The sequence below is a fragment of the Anianabacter salinae genome, from assembly GCF_019061145.1.
GTDB lineage: Bacteria > Pseudomonadota > Alphaproteobacteria > Rhodobacterales > Rhodobacteraceae > Anianibacter > Anianibacter salinarum.
The window spans coordinates 1-18641 of the sequence record NZ_JAHQZS010000005.1 but is presented as its reverse complement, the minus strand read 5'-3'; the positions used below and the strand labels follow the sequence as shown (position 1 = coordinate 18641).

Genomic DNA, 18641 nt, shown 5'->3' with positions numbered 1-18641 from the left:
CCCTGAAATCCTGATCCCAGACCCTCGCCGAGGGTCTGGTCGCAAAGCCTAGATGAGGCTTTGCCCGCTTGTCCCCCGATTCCTCCTGTGTGATTGTCAGCCTCAACCGAGCACACCAAGAACACAGGCCCCATGGACCGCGCGCGCGAGCTTCTGTCCACCATCTTCGGATTCGACTCCTTCCGCCCCGGTCAGGAAGAGATCGTCAGCGCCGTCTGCGCGGGCCGCAACGTGCTGGCCATCATGCCGACCGGCGGCGGCAAGTCGCTGTGTTTCCAGCTTCCCGCGCTCTGCCGCGACGGCCTGACCGTCGTCATCTCGCCGCTGATCGCATTGATGCGCGACCAGGTGCGCGCCTTGCGCGAAGAAGGCGTGGCGGCCGGTGCGCTGACCTCGGGCAACACCGAGGACGAAACGTCAGAGGTTTTCGCAGCCCTCGATCGGGGCGATCTGAAACTTCTCTACATGGCGCCCGAGCGGCTCGCCTCGGGCGGCACGATCAACCTTCTGCGCCGGGCGGGCGTGTCTTTGATCGCCGTGGACGAGGCGCATTGCGTCAGCCAGTGGGGGCATGATTTCCGCCCCGACTACCTGCGCATCGGAGAGTTGCGTCGCACCCTTGGCGTGCCGCTGGCCGCCTTCACCGCCACCGCCGATGCCGAAACCCGCGAGGAAATCGCGGCGCGGCTGTTCGACGGGGTTGCGCCCGAAACCTTCCTGCGCGGCTTCGACCGGCCCAACATCCACCTTGCCTTTGCCGTCAAGGACAGCCCGCGCACGCAGATCCTCGATTTCGCGGCCGCGCGCCGGGGGCAAGCGGGCATCGTCTATTGCGGCACCCGCGCCAAGACCGAAGCGCTGTCGCAGGCGCTGCGCACCGACCGGCATTCCGCCTGCCACTATCACGGCGGGATGGAGGCGCAGGCGCGCCGTGATGTCGAGGAACGCTTTCAGCGCGAGGACGGGCTGATCGTCGTCGCCACGGTTGCTTTCGGGATGGGCGTGGACAAGCCAGACATTCGCTGGGTGGCCCATGCCGACCTGCCAAAGTCGATCGAGGCGTATTATCAGGAGATCGGCCGCGCGGGGCGCGACGGTGCCGCAGCCGAGACGCTGACGCTTTACGGTCCCGACGACATCCGCCTGCGCCGCAGCCAGATCGACGAAGGGCTTGCGCCGAGTGACCGCAAGGCGGCGGACCATGCGCGGCTGAACGCGCTGCTGGGTCTGGCCGAGGCACTGACCTGCCGCCGCCAGAAGCTGTTGCGCTATTTCGGCGAGACGCCGGACCCCTGCGGAAACTGCGACATCTGCGACACGCCCGCGCAGACCTTTGACGGGACCGAGGCGGTGCGCAAGGCGCTGTCGGCGATCCTGCGCACCGGCGAGAGTTTCGGCGCGGGGCATCTGATTGACATCCTGACCGGCACGACCACCGACAAGGTGCGCCAGCGCGGCCATGACAAGCTGCCCACCTTCGGGGTCGGCAGTGAATTCGACCGGCGCGGTTGGCAGGCGGTGCTCCGGCAGATGATGGGCCTCGATCTGATCCGCCCCGATCCCGAGCGCCACGGCGCCTTGCGCATGACCGAAGCGGCTCGCCCGATCCTGCGCGACGAGGAAAAGATCGACCTGCGCCGCGACAGCGTCGAAGCCGCGCGGCGGCGCCCCGCACCAAAGACCATGGTCGGCGAGGAAGACGCGCCGCTTCTGTCCGCGCTGAAAGCCAAACGCCGCGCTCTGGCCGAAGCGGGGCGCGTGCCCGCCTATGTCATCTTTCCCGACCGCACCCTGGTCGAGATGGCCGAACGCCGCCCGCAGACGCTGGACGACATGGCCGGGATCAGCGGCGTCGGCGCGAAAAAGCTGGAACGCTACGGCGCCATGTTCCTTGGCGTGATTACCGGCGAAGCGGCGGTCGAAACCCACCCGGCGCGGCGCAAACTGGCCGGGTCCTCTGCCGGATCGGTCTATGACCGGCTGCTAGAAGTGCAGGCGGACCTGACGCGGGGCGAGACCGGGACGGACAAGCCGATCACCTGCTCTGCCGCGCAGCTGGCCAAGGTCGCCGCATCGCGCCCACGCGATCTGGGCGCGATCGAGACGCTGCTGGGCGACCGCCGCACCGAACGCTTCGGTCAGGCGTTTCTCGATGTGCTGCATGGTGCGTGAGCCTCTGGACCTTTGCGGCGCGCTGACTAGGTTGCGCCGGACCCCCACAGGAGGCGCCGGATGCTTGTCGTGATATCGCCCGCCAAACGGCTGGACATGGAGGATGTGCCGGGGGCGTCCCCGACCGAGCCGCGCTTTCTGCCCGAGGCGAACCGGCTCGCGGCCCATGCCCGGCAACTGACGCTTGGCAAGCTGCGCGACCTGATGGACATCTCGGACGATCTGGCGCGCCTGAACCGCGACCGGTTCCGTGCCTTTGCCGACGAGCCGGGCCCCGAGGCGACGCACCCCGCGATGTATGCCTTTGCGGGCGACACCTATCAGGGGCTCGAGGCGCGCAGCCTTGATCCCGATGCCGTCGCCTATGCGCAGGATCACCTGCGCATCCTGTCTGGCCTCTATGGTGTGCTGCGCCCGCTCGACGCGATCCAGCCCTACCGGCTGGAGATGGGCAGCCGCCTGAAGACCCGGCGCGGCGGCTCGCTGTACGACTTCTGGCGCGATCTGCCTGCCAAGGCGCTGAACGCGGACGCCGACGCCGTTGGCACCGACACGCTGATCAACTGCGCCAGCCAGGAATATTTCGGCGCGGTGGATCGCAAGGCGCTGAAATTGCGGGTGATCGAACCGGTCTTCATGGAGGAGAAGGGCGGCAGCGCGAAGATCGTCAGCTTCTTCGCCAAGAAGGCGCGCGGCGCGATGGCGCGCTTCGTGGTCGAGAACCGTATCGCCGACCCCGACGGCATCAAGGATTTCACAAGCGGCGGATACCGCTTTGTATCAGCCGAAAGCGATGGCGACCGCTGGGTGTTCATCCGCCCGGAGACGCAAGAGACGGAAGACTGATCCCGCCGCCGCGCGCTGCGTCGATCTCGGCGGCCAGCGCATCCTTGCGAAGCGGCTTGGTCAGGTAGGCATCCAGCCCCGCCGCAAGGATCGTGTCAGCGTCGCCGTCCATCGCGTGGGCGGTCAGCGCGACGATCCTAGTTCGGGGCAGGCCGCGTTCAGCCTCGATCCCGCGAATGCGCCGCGTCGCCTCTTTCCCGTCCATCTCGGGCATCGAGATGTCCATGAAGACCAGATCGGGCGGCGCGGCGGCAAAGGCATCGACGGCAAGACGGCCGTTCTCGACCATCGTCAGCTCGACGGCGGCCCCGGCCAGCATCTTGGACAGCACCAGACGGTTGGTGCGGTTGTCCTCTGCGGCCAGCACCCGCAGCGGACCCAAGGTTGCGGGCAGCGATGGAGCGGCGGGCGCAGGCGCGTCCTCGTCCAGCGCCAGCGGCAACGGCAGGCGCACCGTAAAGGTCGCACCGGCCCCTAGCGCAGAGGTCACGCCGATCTCGCCGCCCATCAGATCGACCAGCCGTTTCGTGATGGCAAGGCCAAGCCCGGTACCCTCGAACCTGCGATTGCGTTCATCCTCGACCTGATTGAACTCGCCAAAGATATGCTCGGCCATGTCGGGGGCGATGCCGATCCCGCTGTCGGCGACGCTGATCGAGACGCGGTCACCGCAGACGACGGTGATCGTCACGGCCCCCTCGGCAGTGAACTTGACCGCGTTGCCGATGAGGTTGGTCAGGATCTGCCCGACGCGCACCGGATCGCCGTCGAAAAGGCGCGGCGCGTCTGCGGGATACTCCAGCGCCAGCACGACCGGCTTGCCCTGCACGGCGGGCCGCATCAGCGTCAGCACCCGTTCGATTGTGTCGCGCAGATCGAAGGGGCGGGGATGCAGGACCATCCGCTCTGCCTCGATCTTGGAATAATCCAGCACGTCGTTGATGAGAGACAGCAGCGCCTCGCCCGAAGCGCGGATCGTCTCGACGAACAGGCGCTGATCCTCGTCCAGTGCCGTATCGGCCAGAAGCCCCGCCATGCCGACGACGCCGTTCATCGGCGTGCGGATCTCGTGGCTCATGTTGGCAAGGAAGGCGGATTTCGCGCGGTTGGCGGCATCGGCGCGTGCCCGCGCCTCGCGCAGGCGGGCGACCCGCCGGATCGAGGCGGTGACATCGAGGGCAAGGCACACGACATCGCCGTTCTCGCCGCGCCGCGCCAGCAGCCGCACCGTGCGGCCCGTCCACAGCCGCAGCTGCACCTCGTCGATCACCGGGGCGCGGACCCGCGCGATCATCCCGGCCACCCAAGCCGCCGGATCGCCGCCGCAATCGACGATCCCCTCGGACGCCGCGATGCGCCACAGTTCTTCCTGCGTGATTCCGGGGCCGACGCTGTCCAGCCCATCGAACGGCGCAAGGAACGGGCCGTTCGCCGCCACCATGACCTCGGACGCATCGAACACCGCAAAGCCGTCGCGGATCGTCTCGATGGATTGCCACAGCCGCTGCTCGGCGATCAGGACGCGGGCATTGGCCACCTGAAGCTCTGCCTGCGCCTCGGACGCGCGGAGTTCCAGCGCGGCACGCTCGGCGGGCGGAAGGCCCTGATCGGGCGCCGGGCTGCGGCCAAGTTCCGCCAGCTTGCGGCGCGTCGCCCGCAATTCATCGTCCCGCAGTTCCAGCATTCGTTCCGCGGCAAGCCGCGCGCGCCGCTCGCGGGCCAGCATGTCGGTCGCGTCCATCGCGTTCCCCGGCTTCCACCACGCCAGCCTGGGGCATTCGTTTCACCGTTTGGTTAACAGAGCCAGAATCATTGCCTGAACGGGGACCTCGTGCGACGGTTGAAGAGCCTCAGCCCCGGGAGAATTCGATGCGCCTGCTTGCCGCCCTCGCCCTTCTCAGCCTGTCATTGGGTTCCATCGCCGAGGCGCAGGGCACACCGCCCGTGCCGGAACGCAGGCTAGCGCTTACCCGAGACGTGGATTTCCCCGGCGCGGATCTGCAGTCGTTGTTCGACACCACGCTTAACGCATGTGAGGCCGCCTGCCTGTCCGACGACCGCTGCGTCGCCTTCACCTTCAACACTCGCTCGAACGCCTGTTTCACCAAAAGCGCGGTCGATGCGGAAGAGCCCTATGTCGGCGCGTTCAGTGCCACGGTGCTCGAAACCGCGCCCGCCGTGATGGCCGCCGCGCCGGACCGGGCGCGCGATCTGCGCGGGTTCCTCAACGATTATGACCTCGACAGCGCGCGCGAGCTGGCGCTTGACCTGACGAATGACCATGTGCCCGGCAACTGGACCGTCGCGGCGCTGCTGCAATCGGCGATTGATGCGCGGGCGAACGGCAATCCGCTGGCCGCCTATCGCTACACCGGCGCCGCCGTGGTGCTGAGCGACGCCGCCGACCAGTGGACCGAATACGCCCGCCTTGCGCTGGGCATCGAGACCGACAACCGTGCAGAGCAGCAAAGCTATCAGCGCCGCGCGATGTTGGCGTCGATCAACGCCTACCTGCGCGCCGATGCGGCCCCGGTGCGGGCGAACGCTCTGGTGACGCTCGCCGAAGCGCTGGAAGCGACCGGGCGCGGGCGCGAGATGATCCCGGCGCTGCGCCTTGCCCAGTCGCTGGCGCCGCGCGACGATACCGAGGCGCTGCTGGCCAATGCGGTGGGCAAATACGGCTTTCGGGTGGTCAGCAATACCGTCGAGGCCGACAGCGCCACGCCGCGCGTCTGCGCCGAATTCTCCGAGGAATTGGTGCAGGCGGGCGTCGACTATGCGCCCTTCGTCCAGTTCCCGTCGCAGGACCTCACAGTCGAGGCGTCGGGTCGCCAGCTTTGCGTCGAAGGCGTCACGCATGGCCAGCGCTATGAGTTGACCTTCCGCCAGGGCCTTCCCGCCGCGAACGGCGAGACGATGGCGCGCTCGGCCACCATCACCGCCTATGTGCGCGATCGTTCCCCGACCGTGCGCTTTCCGGGCCGCGCCTATGTCCTGCCTGCCGCCGGGGACATCGCGCTGCCGGTCGTGACGGTGAACACCGACGAGATCGGCCTGACCCTGCGCCGGGTCAGCGACCGCGCGATCCTGACCGCGATCCAGGAAGATTTCTTCGGCCGTCCGCTGTCCGCCTGGGACGAGGACCGCTTTGGCGACACCGTAGCGGAAACCGTCTGGACCGGCACCGGCGAGGTCGCATCGACGCTGAATGAGGATGTCACCACCCGCCTGCCGATGGCAGAGGTCGTCGGCAGGCTCGAGCCGGGGATCTACGCCCTGCGCGCCGTGGTTCCTGACGCCGATCTCTACGAGACACCGGCGGCGATGCAGTGGTTCGTGGTCAGCGACCTTGGCCTTGCCACGCTGGACGGCACCGACGGGCTGCATGTGTTCCTGCGCTCGCTTGCCTCTGCCGAGCCGCTGGAAGGCGTCCAAGTCACGCTTTTGTCGCGGGCGAACGCCGTGCTGGGCGAGGGCGCGACGGATGCCTCGGGTCATGCCCGCTTTGATCCCGGCCTGATGCGCGGCACCGGCGGCGCGGCGCCCGCGCTGGTCCTGGCCCGGCAGGGCGAGGGCGATCTGACCTTCCTGTCTCTGACCGACCCCGAGTTCGACCTGTCCGATCGCGGTGTCGAGGGGCGCGCGCCTGCTGGCCCCGTCGATGCCTTCCTGACCACCGATCGCGGCGCCTACCGAGCGGGCGAGACGATCAACGCCACCGTCCTGATGCGCGACGCCAAGGCCGAGGCGATTGCCGACCTGCCCGCCATCGCGGTCCTGTCCCGGCCCGACGGCGTGGAATACAGCCGAGAGATCAGCCAGGGCGGCAAGGCGGGCGGCCATGTCTTCAGCTTCGGAACCTCCGGCTCGGTGCCGCGCGGGGCGTGGCGGCTGGCGGTCTATGCCGACCCCGATGCCGCCGCGTTGGCTTCGACCACCGTGCTGGTCGAGGATTTCCTGCCCGAACGCATCGATTTCGACCTGTCCATGCCCGATGGCCTGATCGCGCTGACCGACCGGCCCGACCTGTCCATCGACGCGCGTTACCTGTTCGGTGCTCCCGGGGCCGACCTCCCTGTCGAGGGCGAGGTGCTGCTGCGCCCGACCCGCAACCTTGAGAACTGGCCGGGCTATGTCTTTGGCCGCCACGACGAAGACGCGTCCCCCCGCGTCGAGATCCTGCCCTCTGGCCTGCGCACCGATGACGCGGGCATGGTGAGCGTTCCCGTGACCTTCCCCGAGATCGACCAGACCTTCCGCCCGCTCGAGGCGGAACTGCGTGTGCGCGTGGCCGAAGGGTCGGGCCGCCCGGTGGAACGCACGCTGACGCGCGCCGTCGCGCCGGGCCGCCCCGTTCTGGGCATCAAGCCGAACTTCGACGGCACCCTGCCCGAAGGCGGCGAAGCGTCGTTCAACCTGATCGCGCTGGACGAGGCGCAAGCCGCAACGGACATGGACGTGCGTTGGACCATTTCCCGCGTCGAGCGCCGCTATCAATGGTACCAGCTTGATGGCTACTGGGAGTGGGAGCCGGTGACGACCCGCACGCAAGTCGCAAGTGGAGACGCGACGCTAGGCGCCGCGCCGCTGACCGTCACCGCGCCGGTGGACTGGGGCAGCTACGAGATCAGCGTCGAACGTCTGGGCGGCGAATACGTCGCCGCGTCGGATGAATTCTACGCAGGCTGGTATGGCGCGGCGGATGCCTCTGCCACGCCCGATGTGCTCGAGGTGTCGCTGGATGCCGAAAGCTACAAGCCGGGCGATACCGCCCGCCTGCGGATCGTGCCGCGCAATGCGGGCCGCGCGCTGATTACCGTGGTGTCCAACCGCCTGATCGACATGAAGGCGGTCAGCGTCAGCGCAGGCGAGAACGTGATCGACCTGCCCGTCACCGACGCCTGGGGCGCGGGCGCCTATGTCACCGCCACCGTGATCCGCCCGATGGACACCGAGTCGGACCGCAACCCGACCCGCGCGCTGGGCCTGTCCTACGCGCCGGTCGATCCGGGCAAGCACCAGTTGACCGCCGATTTCGAGGTCGACGCCGAGGCCGATCCGCGCGGCCCGCTGGAGGTGGCTCTGAAGGTGTCCGGCGTGACACCCGGAGAGACGGCTTATGCCACCATTGCCGCCGTCGACGTCGGCATCCTGAACCTCACCGGGTTCGAGACACCCGATCCGTCGGGGCACTACTTTGGCCAGCGCAAGCTGGGCGTCGGTATGCGCGACGTCTATGGCCGCCTGATCGACGGGATGACCGGAACGATGGGCGCCGTGCGCTCTGGCGGCGATGCGATGTCCAAGGTCAACGCCGATGCGCCGCCGCCTGCCGAGGAGTTGCTGGCCTATTTCTCGGGGCCGATCACCGTGGACGGCGATGGCTATGCGCGCGCCACCTTCGATCTGCCGTCGTTCAACGGCACGGTAAAGCTGATGGCGGTCGCCTGGTCGCGCATGGGCGTGGGCGAGGCCGAAGCCGAGGTGCTGGTGCGCGATCCTGTCGTCGTCACCGCCAGCCTGCCGCGATTCCTTGCGCCCGGTGACACCTCGCGCCTGCTGCTCGAGGTTGTCCACGCCAGTGGCCCGACCGGCCGGATGGGTCTTGATGTGACCGCAGACGGCGTGACGCTGGGCGGCGACGTTCCGTCCGGCATCGACCTTGCCGCAGGTGGCAAGGAAACCCTGTCGATCCCGATCAGCGCGGGTGATCCCGGCGTGCATTCCATCGCCGTGTCGCTGACCACGCCGGACGGAAAGGTGTTGACCAAGACGCTGTCCCTGCCGGTCGAGGCCAACGATCCCGAAGTCGCCGAGACGCGGCGGTTCGAGCTGGCGGCGGGTGACACCTTCAGCTTCACCGATGACGTGTTCGCCGATTTCCGCGCGGGCACGGGCACCGCCACGCTTGCCGCCGGGCCGCTGGCGCGGATGGATGCGCCGGGCCTCTTGCAGGCGCTGAACCGCTATCCCTACGGCTGCACCGAACAGACCACGTCGCGGGCGATGCCGCTGCTCTACCTGTCCGAAGTCGCAACCGCGATGAACCTCGACACGGCAGGGGATCTGCAAGACCGGATCGACGGCGCCGTCGAGCGTGTGCTGTCCAATCAGGACAGCAGCGGGTCCTTCGGGCTGTGGGGGCCGTCTTCGGGCGATTTCTGGCTTGATGCTTATGTCTCGGACTTCCTGTCGCGGGCGCGTGCGCGCGGCGTCACGGTGCCCGACAACGCCTTCCGCATGGCGATGGACAACCTGCGCAACCGGGTGAACTACGCCCCCGATTTCGACGAGGGCGGCGAGGATATCGCCTATGCGCTCTACGTCCTCGCGCGCGAAGGCGCGGCGGCCATAGGCGATCTGCGCTATTATGCCGACGTGAAGGCCGAGGGGTTGGCCACGCCGCTTGCCAAGGCGCAACTGGGCGCCGCCCTTGCCGCCTATGGCGATCCGACCCGCGCCGACCGTCTGTTCGCGCTGGCGCAGCGCCAGATCGACGGGCAGGACGGGACCGAGGGGCAGCTTTGGCGTGCCGACTACGGCACCCATCTGCGTGACCGCGCGGCGGTTCTGACCCTCGCGCTGGAGGCAGGCAGCTCTGCGGTGGATCAGAACGCGCTTCTGGACAGCATCGCGCCGGTGGGAGATCTGAACCAGTGGTCGACGCAGGAACAGGTGTGGTCGCTGCTCGCCGCGCGGGCGCTTCTGGGCCAGACGAGCGATCTGACCGTGAACGGGGCAAAGCCGCAGGGTCCGCTGGTCTATGTGCAGGAAGCGCAGACAGCCTTTGCCCCGCTGGAAATCCGCAACACCGGCGACGGGCCGGCCACGATCACGCTGACCCGCTTTGGCGTGCCGCAGGTGCCCGAGCCAAAGGGCGGCAACGGCTACGCCATCGACCGGACATACTTCACGCTCGACGGCCAACCCGCCGATCCCGCAGAGGTCGAGACCGGCACGCGGCTTCTGACCGTTCTGACCGTCCAGCCGCTGGGAGAGCGCGAGGCGAGGCTGATGGTCGACGATCCGCTGCCCGCCGGGTTCGAGATCGACAACCCCAACCTTCTGCGCGGCGGCGACATCCGCGCGCTCGACTGGCTGGATCTGACCACCGACACCCGGACGACCGAGTTCCGCCAAGACAGGTTCCTTGCTGCTGTCGACTGGCGGGGGGACCAGGCGTTCCGTCTTGGCTATATCGTTCGCGCCATCTCGCCCGGCACCTACCACCACCCGGCTGCCAGCGTCGAAGACATGTATCGCCCTGCCTTCCGCGCCCGGACTGAGGCAGGCGAGGTGACGATCACCGAATGACGCGCGCTGCGGTCTTCCTGCTGGCACTCGCCCTGTGGGGCGCGGCGATGGCGCGCGACCGGGTGGATGCGTGGATCGACGCGGCAGAGTTGCCGCCGCTGGTGGCCGAGACTTCGACCGAGGTGCTGGACAGGAACGGACAGCTCTTGCGTGCCTATACGGTGTCGGACGGGCGCTGGCGGCTGGCCGTGCCGCTGAATGGCGTGGATCCCGCCTATGTCGACATGCTGCTGGCCTACGAGGACAAGCGGTTCCGCGATCATGGCGGCGTCGATCTTGGGGCGGCTGTTCGGGCTGCGGTGCAGGCGGTGTGGAACGGGCGCATCGTGTCGGGTGGATCGACCCTGACGATGCAGGTCGCGCGCCTGCTCGAAGACGGGCCGACGGGAACGCTGGACGGCAAGCTGCGCCAGATCCGCGTGGCGCTTGCGCTGGAACGGCAGCTGACCAAGGACGACATCCTGACGCTGTATCTCAACCGCGCGCCCTTTGGCGGCAATCTCGAAGGCGTGCGTGCGGCAACGCGGGCGTATTTCGGCAAGGAGCCGCGCCGTTTGACGCCTGCCGAGGCCGCGCTGCTGGTGGCCCTGCCGCAATCGCCCGAGACCCGCCGCCCCGACCGCGACCCTGACGCCGCGCGCGCCGCACGCGACCGGGTTCTGGGCCGCATGGCGGACGCTGCCGTGATCCCGTCAGAGACCGCAGCCGCAGCGCGGCGCGATCCGGTGCCCAGGCTGCGCCGGGCCTTCCCCGCGCTCAGCCCCCACATGACCGACCGGGTGGCCGCCGCTGGCGGAGTGCAGCGCCTGACGCTTGACGCGCGGCTTCAGGCACAGATCGAGACCATTGCCGCGCGCACCGCCCGCGCTGCGGGGGATCGACTGTCTGTCGCGGTCGCGGTTGCCGATCACCGAACCGGCGAAATCCTCGCCTCGGTCGGATCGGCCGAGTATGCGGCGGACGGGCGGGCCGGTTTCGTCGACATGACGCGCGCGGTCCGCTCTCCCGGCTCGACGCTCAAGCCGCTGATCTACGGGCTGGCCTTCGATCAGGGGCTCGCGCATCCCGAAACGCTGATCGAGGACCGCGCCACCGACTTCGGCGGCTACGCGCCGCAGAACTTCGACGGGCAGTTCCGCGGCACCGTCCGGGTGCGCGACGCGCTGGCCTTGTCGCTGAACCTGCCGGTGGTCACGCTTCTGGACGCGATGGGGCCGCAGCGCCTGATCGCGCACCTGCGCCGCGCCGGGGTCCAGCCGGTGATTCCGGGCGGTCAGCCGGGGCTGGCCATCGCGTTGGGCGGGGTCGGCGTCACGCTCGAGGATCTGGTGCAGCTTTATGTCGGGCTGGCGAATGGCGGACAGGCGGTGACGCTGTCCGCGCTGCCCGATGTGGGAGGCGCGCGGGCCGAACGCATCCTGTCGCCCGAAGCCGCTTGGCAGGTGGCCGATATCCTGTCCGGCCTGCCGCCGCCGGCCGGCTCGGCGCCGCTGGGCATCGCCTACAAGACCGGCACCAGCTATGGCCATCGTGATGCCTGGGCCATCGGGTTCGACGGGCACCATGTCGTCGGTGTCTGGCTGGGGCGGCCCGACGGGACGCCGGTGCCCGGAGTCTTCGGCGGCGAGTTGGCCGCGCCGCTGCTGTTCGAGGCGTTCCAGCGGCTGAAGCCCGGGATCGACCCGCTGCCGCCGCCGCCGCCTTCCGCGCTGATCGTGACGAACGCCGAGCTGCCGCAACCGCTGCGCCGGTTCCGGGGCCGGGGCGCCGCCTTCGCCGATGCGGGGGGGCCGGAGGTGGCCTTTCCGCCCCACGGCGCGCGGCTGGCCGCAGGGGACGCGCTGGTCCTGAAGGTGCGCGACGGTCGGGCGCCCTTTACATGGCTCGCCGACGGGCGGCCCGTGGTGACCGGCAGTTTCGAGCGGCAGGCCTTCGTGCCCGTGCCGGGACGGGGCTTCGTCACGCTGTCGGTGATCGACGCCGAGGGCCGCGCGGCGCGCAGCACCGTGCGGCTGGACTAGTGGCAGAGGCTGGGGGGACGCTGTCCCCCCAGACCCCCCTGGAGTATTTCAGGACCAAAGATGAGGGGGAGCTGCGCCTACATCCGCTCGATGGCGAGCGCGATGCCCTGGCCGCCGCCGATGCACATGGTGATGATCGCGCGCTTGCCGCCGATCCGCTCAAGCTCGTAAAGCGCCTTGACGGTGATGAGCGCGCCAGTGGCGCCGACAGGGTGCCCAAGCGCGATGGCGCCGCCGTTGGGGTTCACCTTTTCGGGGTCGAGCCCAAGGGCGCGGTTGACCGCGATGGCCTGGGCGGCGAAGGCCTCGTTCGATTCGATCACGTCGAAGTCGGCGACGGTGAGACCGATCTTCTCCAGCAGTTTCTGCACCGCCGGGATCGGACCGATGCCCATGACATCGGGGCGCACGCCCGCGTGGGCATAGCCGAGAATGCGCGCGCGGGGCTTCAGCCCGGCCTTTTCGGCGGCCTCGGCGCGGGCGAGGACCAGCGCGGCGGCGCCGTCGTTGATGCCGCTGGCGTTGCCCGCCGTCACAGTGCCGTCCTTGCGGAAGGCGGGACGCAGACCGGCGAGGATTTCGGCGGTGGTCGACGGCTTGAGATGCTCATCGGTCACGAAAGGGACCATGTCGCGCTTCACACGCACCTCGACGGGCACGATCTGGTCGGCGAAGCGGCCTTCCTCGATGGCGCGTGCGGCGCGCTGCTGTGATTGCAGGGCGAACGCGTCCTGATCCTCGCGGCTGATCTGGTGTTCGTGCGAGACGTTCTCGGCGGTGATGCCCATGTGGCCGGTGCCGAAGGGGCAGTTCAGCGCGCCCAGCATCATGTCCTGTGCGCCCGTATCGCCCATCTTCTGGCCCCAGCGGGCCTGCGGCAGGATATAGGGCGAGCGGCTCATCGCCTCGGCGCCGCCCGCGACGCCGAAGTCCGCATCGCCCAACGCCAGCGACTGCATCACCGACACGATGGCCTGCGCGCCCGACCCGCACAGCCGGTTCACGTTCATCGCGGGCGTGGTTTCGGGCACGCCCGCCTCCATCGCGGCGACGCGGGACAGGTACATGTCGCGCGGTTCGGTGTTGATGACGTGGCCAAAGACGACATGGCCGATCTGCGCGCCCTCGACCCCGGCGCGGGACAGGGCGGCGCGGGTGGCGACGGCGGCGGTCTCGATCGGGGGCGTTCCGGCCAACGCGCCTCCGAAGGTTCCGATGGCGGTGCGCGCTCCGGACAGGATCACGATGTCGGTCATAGGTCGCTCCTCTCGATCACCGCCTGGCCGGCAACTCCGGACGTCAGGCGGATCAGGGTGATTTCAGGCGGCTGCATGATACGCAGCGGTATGTGCGTGTAGCCGAGGCCGCCCGAGACGATCAAGTGGCGGCCGTCCTCGACGACATGGCCATAGGCATAGCGATCCGCATATTCCGAGGGGGTAAAGGGGCGCCAGCCCCAGAAATTCGCTTGCCCGCCGTGGGTGTGGCCCGACACCTGCAACAGTGGCCGGTCGTCGCCGCAGACAAAATAATCGGGCTCGTGCGCCAGAAGGATCGACGCGGCGCCTTGCGGGACACCGGCGAAGGCGCGGTCGGGATCGTGGCGCGCGCCGCCGCCGTTCGGGGGCAGGTGGCCGCGCTGGCTGTCCATTCCGACAAGCCACAGGGCATGGCCCGCGATATCGAGGCAGCGCGATTCGTTCATCAGCGGGTTGAGGTTCACGTCGCGCAGCGCGCGCGCCACACTCGATTCGATGAAGCCGTTGGAACAGGCGGTGTCGTCGTCCGACCAGTCGTGGTTGCCCATGACGGTGTAGACACCATGCGCCGCCTCCAGGTCCGCCAGGGTGCCTGCCACTTCGGTCGGGGACATCCGGGTGCCGGGTGTGCTGCGCGCCGCGATGAAATCGCCCAGCACGAACACCAGGTCCAGCTGCATCCGGTTCATCCGCAGCACGATGTTGCGCAGCGCGCGCATCGGCGTCCACGGAGAGATCATGTGCAGGTCCGAGATCATGCCGATCGTCACGGGCGGCCCTGTCCAGCGGTGCGACGCGATGTCGTAGATCACCACCTCGGGATCGAGGCCGTAGGTGATCGTCCGCTTCACCCGCGAAAAGCGCTTCGCGTGTTCGTGGATCGGCACTGTCATCCGCTGGCTCCCCGTTCTGCGGCGCGGAGCTTCACGCATCCGGCCCGACACCACCGAACGAGGATGACCCCAGAAGGGTTCCGATGGCGGCGCGAAATGCTGCGCCGTCGGGGCCGAGGCGCTGCATCACCTCGGCCTCGAAGGCGCGCGCGATGGGGGTCAGTTCGGCCACCATCGCGCGGCCCTTCGGCGTCAGTTGCAGCGCGACAAGGCGACCATCCTCGGGGTGCGGGCGTTTCTGGACATATCCTGCGGCCTCAAGCCTGGTGGCGGCGCGGCTGACCTTGGATTTCTCCAGCGAAACGCGGCGGCAGATTTCGCCGACGCTGATGTGCGTGTCGGGGCGTTCCTGGCTGAGATGCGCCACCACACGCCATTCGGCGATCGAGATGCCGAACCGCTTGCGATAGCGGAGCGAGAAGTCGCGGCTGACCTGCTCGGCCAGAACGGCAAGCTGGTAGGGCAGGAAATCGTCGAGGATGAAATCAGTCAAGGGTCCGGTCCGAACAGGGTCGGGGCGATGGGACACGGCTTTGGCCGGGGGATCAACCCTGCGGGCGTGTGGATGGTCGCCGTGCCCTGCGCCCGCGCTAGGTTGGGTGCGAAGGATGTGGAGGGTACGGCATGGGAAAGTATGGACCGGGGCGCGGCGAGATCCTGTTTCGGTTGGTGTTCAGCCTGGCCGGGCTGGTGTTCATGGCGGTCGCCTTCGTCCTCGTCGGCCTGCCGCAGGGCCCCGCCTTTGCCGAGGTCGGGATCATCGCGGGTGGGTTCTTTCTGGGCACTGCGATCTGGTCGGCGCGGGCGCTGATGCGCGCTGCGCCAGATACGGGATCAGACGGGGGATCAGGCGCGACGCAGGCGCAGGGCAAGGACGATGGCGGCGGTGCCGCTCATCACGAGATCGACGCCAAGTAGCACGCCCAGCAGCGACGCAGCCGATCCGGGCAGCGTGGCCAGCACCAGAACGCCCAGCGCAACGGACACCGCGGCCGAAGCAAGCGCCCAGCCCCATCCCGAGCGGCCCCGCATCCGCAGGGCGATCACGCCGCGCAGCACGCCGAACACGATGAACAGAAGCCCGACAGTGAGCGTCAGCGAGACGAGGCCGGACAGCGGGTCCGCCAGAAGGACGACGCCGAGCACGACAAGCGCAAGGCCGAGAAGGCCATGCGCGGTGCGCATCCAGGCGTCGTCTTGCCGGTGGCTCCACCCGGCCCAGACCTGCATGATCCCGGCCAGCAGGAATGCAGCGCCTGCGATGGCGGTGACGGTCAGCGAGGCGAGGAACGGAAAGGCGAACGCCAACAGCCCGCCGACCAGCATCACCGCGCCAATGGCGATCATCCAGCGCCAGTCGAACGGAGGACGGCTCGCGGCGTCGGGCGCGCTGTAGGTATGCGGATCGAGTTGGTCAGTCATGGCGGGCCTTTCCTGTCTGTGTCAGGAAAACGGCCCTGGGTGGCTACAGGTTCCGCTGCCCGCGCGGTCAGGGAGCCAGGGGTTTGCGTCCGCCCGGCGTCAGGGCAAAGACGCCGCCGTCCTCGAACACCGCCGCTGTCAACGCGCGCCCGTAGCCTGCGCCGCTATCCAGGTTCACGCGGTTGCCGTGGTGGGCCGGAGCCTCGAGCGCAGTGTGGCCATGGACGATCAGCGCGCCGTGGTCGCGGGTGTCCGACAGGAACGGCTCGCGGATCCAGATCAGGTCATCCTCGGTCTGGTCCTTGAACGGCACACCGGGCAGGACGCCCGCATGAACGAACATCACAGATCCCGCGCGGTGCGTCAGCGGCAGCCCGTCAAGGAAGTCGATGTGCGCCTGCGGCACGGCGGCGCGCGCCTCGTCCTGCACGGCGTGGTAGCGGCTTTTCTCGTTCAGATGCACGCCGTATGAGGCCAGCGTCGTATCCCCGCCAAGCCGGTGGTGCAGCCAATCCATCCCGACCGGAAGCCGGGTTTCCACCAGCATCGGATCGGCCATGAAGCGGGTGAACATGCGGTCATGGTTGCCCTTGATTACCGTCCAGTTCCGCCCCGCCGCGCGTCCGGCAAGGATCGTCTCGATCACGCCACGGCTGTCGGGGCCCCGGTCGGTCAGGTCGCCAAGGAACACGACCTGCGCATCGGGTCCGCCGTCCCGGTCGATCCGGGCCAGCACATCCTCAAGCATCGTGCGCTGCCCGTGGATGTCGCCGATGGCGTAGATCGGTCCGGTCATGCTGTGTCCTCGTGTGGAAAGAGAAGGGGCCGGCGTGATCACCGGCCCCTCAATCGCTTGGTTCAGCCGATCTCGAACTCGAGCGGGCGCACCTGCTGGAACAGCCCGGTATCGCGCAGCTGTTTCAGAGTGGCTTCCGGCACCGCGTCATCGACATACAGCAGCGCGATGGCGTCCTTGCCACGGTCCGACCGGCCAAGGGTGAAGTTCGCGATGTTCACGCCGTTGTCGCCCAGCAGCCGACCCAGCGTGCCGATGATGCCGGGCACGTCGTTGTTGGTGGTATACAGCATGTGCTCGCCGATCTCGGCGTCGATGGTGATGCCCTTGATCTGGATGAACCGCGGCTTGCCGTCCGAGAACACGGTGCCAGCAATCGACCGCTCGCGCGTGTCGGTGACGACCGTCAGCTTGATGTAGGCGTCGAACACGCCGGTCTTGCCTTGCGTCGTGGTGGCGATGTCCACGCCGCGCTCTTTCGCCAGAACCGGGGCCGAGACCATGTTCACGTCGGGGTTCTGCGCCCGCATGATCCCCGCCACGGCAGCGGCGTTCAGCGCGGCGGTGTTCATCTGCGCGACATGGCCGTTGTAGAGGATGTTGATCGCCTTGATCGGCTCATCGGTCATCTGGCCGACAAAGGCACCAAGGTGCTGCGCCAGCTTGACCCAGGGCCCCATGACCTTGGCTTCTTCCGCCGTGACGGACGGCATGTTGAGCGCATTGGTGACGGCGCCGGTCAGCAGATAGTCCGACATCTGCTCGGCCACCTGAAGCGCGACGTTCTCCTGGGCCTCGGTCGTTGCGGCGCCCAGGTGCGGGGTGCAGACGACGTTCGGCAGGTCGAACAGCGGGTTCGCCTCGGCCGGTTCCTCGGCGAAGACGTCGAAGGCCGCGCCCGCGACGTGGCCCGATTTCAGCGCCTCGGCCAAGGCTTCCTCGTCCACAAGGCCGCCACGCGCGCAGTTGATGATCCGCACGCCCTTCTTCGTCTTGGCCAGCGCGTCCTTGGACAGGATGTTGCGGGTCTTGTCGGTCAGCGGAACGTGCATCGTGATGAAGTCGGACTTCGCCAGCAATTCGTCCAGTTCGACCTTGCGCACGCCAAGCTGGTCGGCGCGTTCCTCTGACAGGAAGGGGTCATAGGCGATGACCTTCATGTGCAGGCCCAGCGCGCGGTCGATGACGATCGAGCCGATGTTGCCCGCGCCGATCACGCCCAGCGTCTTGTTGAACAACTCGACGCCCATGAACTTGGACTTCTCCCACTTGCCCGCATGGGTGGATGCGTTGGCTTCGGGGATCTGCCGGGCGACGGCGAACATCATCGCAATGGCGTGTTCGGCGGTGGTGATCGAGTTGCCGAACGGCGTGTTCATCACGATCACGCCCTTCTTGGACGCGGCGGGAATGTCGACGTTGTCGACGCCGATCCCGGCGCGGCCGATCACCTTGAGGTTGGTCGCGGCGGCGAGGATCTTTTCGGTGACCTTGGTGGCCGAGCGGATGGCAAGGCCGTCATATTCGCCGATGACGGACAGAAGCTTGTCTTTGTCCTTGCCGATGGAGGGATCGAAGGTCACGTCGATGCCGCGATCCTTGAAGATCTGAACGGCGGCGTCGGACAGCTTGTCGGAAATGAGAACCTTGGGCATGTCTTTCATCCTTTTGGGGTGGCGGGGCCGGGCCCGCCTTGCGCTTGGGGCGGATCGCCCGCGCGGTGTCTGGATCGGGTGGGGCGGGATCAATCCCGCCCTACGAGGGATGGGGTATGGCGGGACAGGGCCCCCCCCCCCCCCCGGCCCCCTTTGCCCGCGCGTTGCGGTTCCCGCGGCACGCCCCCCTCCACCACGGCCGCAACAGCGCGATGTCCCCAGCCCCCGCTGCGGCGCCGCCCCCGAAGCGAAACCCGGCGGGG

At 68.3% G+C, this 18641-nt stretch carries 12 protein-coding genes; 5 read left to right on the top strand and 7 right to left on the bottom strand.

The features are described 5' to 3' along the window. Positions 1 to 132: 132 nt before the first annotated feature. Positions 133 to 2172 (top strand): DNA helicase RecQ, encoded by a 2040-nt coding sequence (recQ, locus tag KTJ87_RS13530; RefSeq protein ID WP_267139675.1) that lies wholly within the window; start codon positions 133 to 135, stop codon positions 2170 to 2172. Positions 2173 to 2232: 60 nt separating this feature from the next. Beyond that, entirely contained in the window at positions 2233 to 3018 is a 786-nt protein-coding gene (yaaA, locus tag KTJ87_RS13525) for a peroxide stress protein YaaA (protein WP_267139674.1), read from the top strand. Here the strand turns inward: yaaA and KTJ87_RS13520 are convergent. Beyond that, entirely contained in the window at positions 2984 to 4759 is a 1776-nt protein-coding gene (locus KTJ87_RS13520; RefSeq protein ID WP_267139673.1) for an ATP-binding protein, read from the bottom strand. The genes yaaA and KTJ87_RS13520 overlap by 35 nt on opposite strands. Before the next feature lie 128 nt (positions 4760 to 4887). On the opposite strand from KTJ87_RS13520, the gene KTJ87_RS13515 reads away from it, so the two are divergent. Beyond that, positions 4888 to 10332: an alpha-2-macroglobulin family protein gene (locus tag KTJ87_RS13515; protein WP_267139672.1), complete on the top strand. Its 5445-nt coding sequence runs from the start codon at positions 4888 to 4890 to the stop codon at positions 10330 to 10332. Beyond that, positions 10329 to 12353 carry a penicillin-binding protein 1C gene (pbpC, locus tag KTJ87_RS13510; RefSeq protein WP_267139671.1) on the top strand — a complete coding sequence of 675 codons (2025 nt, stop codon included), beginning with the start codon at positions 10329 to 10331 and terminating at the stop codon, positions 12351 to 12353. Before KTJ87_RS13515 ends, pbpC begins: the two co-directional genes overlap by 4 nt. Positions 12354 to 12430: 77 nt before the next feature. Here the strand turns inward: pbpC and KTJ87_RS13505 are convergent, their stop codons facing one another. From KTJ87_RS13505 to KTJ87_RS13495, 3 genes are read right to left on the bottom strand one after another with little or no spacing between them, the layout of a single operon-like run. Continuing rightward, entirely contained in the window at positions 12431 to 13609 is a 1179-nt protein-coding gene (locus tag KTJ87_RS13505; RefSeq protein WP_267139670.1) for an acetyl-CoA C-acyltransferase family protein, read from the bottom strand. Continuing rightward, positions 13606 to 14505 carry a metallophosphoesterase gene (locus KTJ87_RS13500; protein WP_267139669.1) on the bottom strand — a complete coding sequence of 300 codons (900 nt, stop codon included), beginning with the start codon at positions 14503 to 14505 and terminating at the stop codon, positions 13606 to 13608. The genes KTJ87_RS13505 and KTJ87_RS13500 overlap by 4 nt, the downstream gene beginning before the upstream one ends. A gap of 31 nt (positions 14506 to 14536) precedes the next feature. Further along, positions 14537 to 14998 carry a MarR family winged helix-turn-helix transcriptional regulator gene (locus KTJ87_RS13495; protein WP_267139668.1) on the bottom strand — a complete coding sequence of 154 codons (462 nt, stop codon included), beginning with the start codon at positions 14996 to 14998 and terminating at the stop codon, positions 14537 to 14539. A 131-nt stretch (positions 14999 to 15129) separates the two neighbouring features. Between KTJ87_RS13495 and KTJ87_RS13490 the strand changes: the two genes are divergently transcribed. Continuing rightward, the gene (locus tag KTJ87_RS13490; RefSeq protein WP_267139667.1) at positions 15130 to 15423 is read left to right on the top strand and encodes a hypothetical protein; all 294 of its coding nucleotides are present in this window, start codon (positions 15130 to 15132) and stop codon (positions 15421 to 15423) included. Here the strand turns inward: KTJ87_RS13490 and KTJ87_RS13485 are convergent. From KTJ87_RS13485 to serA, 3 genes are all read right to left on the bottom strand, one after another. Beyond that, positions 15352 to 15927: an HdeD family acid-resistance protein gene (locus KTJ87_RS13485; protein ID WP_267139666.1), complete on the bottom strand. Its 576-nt coding sequence runs from the start codon at positions 15925 to 15927 to the stop codon at positions 15352 to 15354. The two genes, KTJ87_RS13490 and KTJ87_RS13485, sit on opposite strands and share 72 nt — an antisense overlap. 67 nt (positions 15928 to 15994) lie before the next feature. After that, positions 15995 to 16723: a metallophosphoesterase family protein gene (locus KTJ87_RS13480; RefSeq protein WP_267139665.1), complete on the bottom strand. Its 729-nt coding sequence runs from the start codon at positions 16721 to 16723 to the stop codon at positions 15995 to 15997. A gap of 62 nt (positions 16724 to 16785) precedes the next feature. Further along, positions 16786 to 18378 carry a phosphoglycerate dehydrogenase gene (serA, locus tag KTJ87_RS13475; protein ID WP_267139664.1) on the bottom strand — a complete coding sequence of 531 codons (1593 nt, stop codon included), beginning with the start codon at positions 18376 to 18378 and terminating at the stop codon, positions 16786 to 16788. Positions 18379 to 18641: the final 263 nt, after the last annotated feature.

Bases quoted from the DNA above. Each gene is read 5' to 3' on its own strand.
- recQ (WP_267139675.1), top strand. From the start codon at position 133: ATGGACCGCGCGCGCGAGCTTCTGTCCACCATCTTCGGATTCGACTCC.
- yaaA (WP_267139674.1), top strand. From the start codon at position 2,233: ATGCTTGTCGTGATATCGCCCGCCAAACGGCTGGACATGGAGGATGTG.
- KTJ87_RS13520 (WP_267139673.1), bottom strand. From the start codon at position 4,759: ATGGACGCGACCGACATGCTGGCCCGCGAGCGGCGCGCGCGGCTTGCC.
- KTJ87_RS13515 (WP_267139672.1), top strand. From the start codon at position 4,888: ATGCGCCTGCTTGCCGCCCTCGCCCTTCTCAGCCTGTCATTGGGTTCC.
- pbpC (WP_267139671.1), top strand. From the start codon at position 10,329: ATGACGCGCGCTGCGGTCTTCCTGCTGGCACTCGCCCTGTGGGGCGCG.
- KTJ87_RS13505 (WP_267139670.1), bottom strand. From the start codon at position 13,609: ATGACCGACATCGTGATCCTGTCCGGAGCGCGCACCGCCATCGGAACC.
- KTJ87_RS13500 (WP_267139669.1), bottom strand. From the start codon at position 14,505: ATGACAGTGCCGATCCACGAACACGCGAAGCGCTTTTCGCGGGTGAAG.
- KTJ87_RS13490 (WP_267139667.1), top strand. From the start codon at position 15,130: ATGGGAAAGTATGGACCGGGGCGCGGCGAGATCCTGTTTCGGTTGGTG.
- KTJ87_RS13485 (WP_267139666.1), bottom strand. From the start codon at position 15,927: ATGACTGACCAACTCGATCCGCATACCTACAGCGCGCCCGACGCCGCG.
- KTJ87_RS13480 (WP_267139665.1), bottom strand. From the start codon at position 16,723: ATGACCGGACCGATCTACGCCATCGGCGACATCCACGGGCAGCGCACG.
- serA (WP_267139664.1), bottom strand. From the start codon at position 18,378: ATGCCCAAGGTTCTCATTTCCGACAAGCTGTCCGACGCCGCCGTTCAG.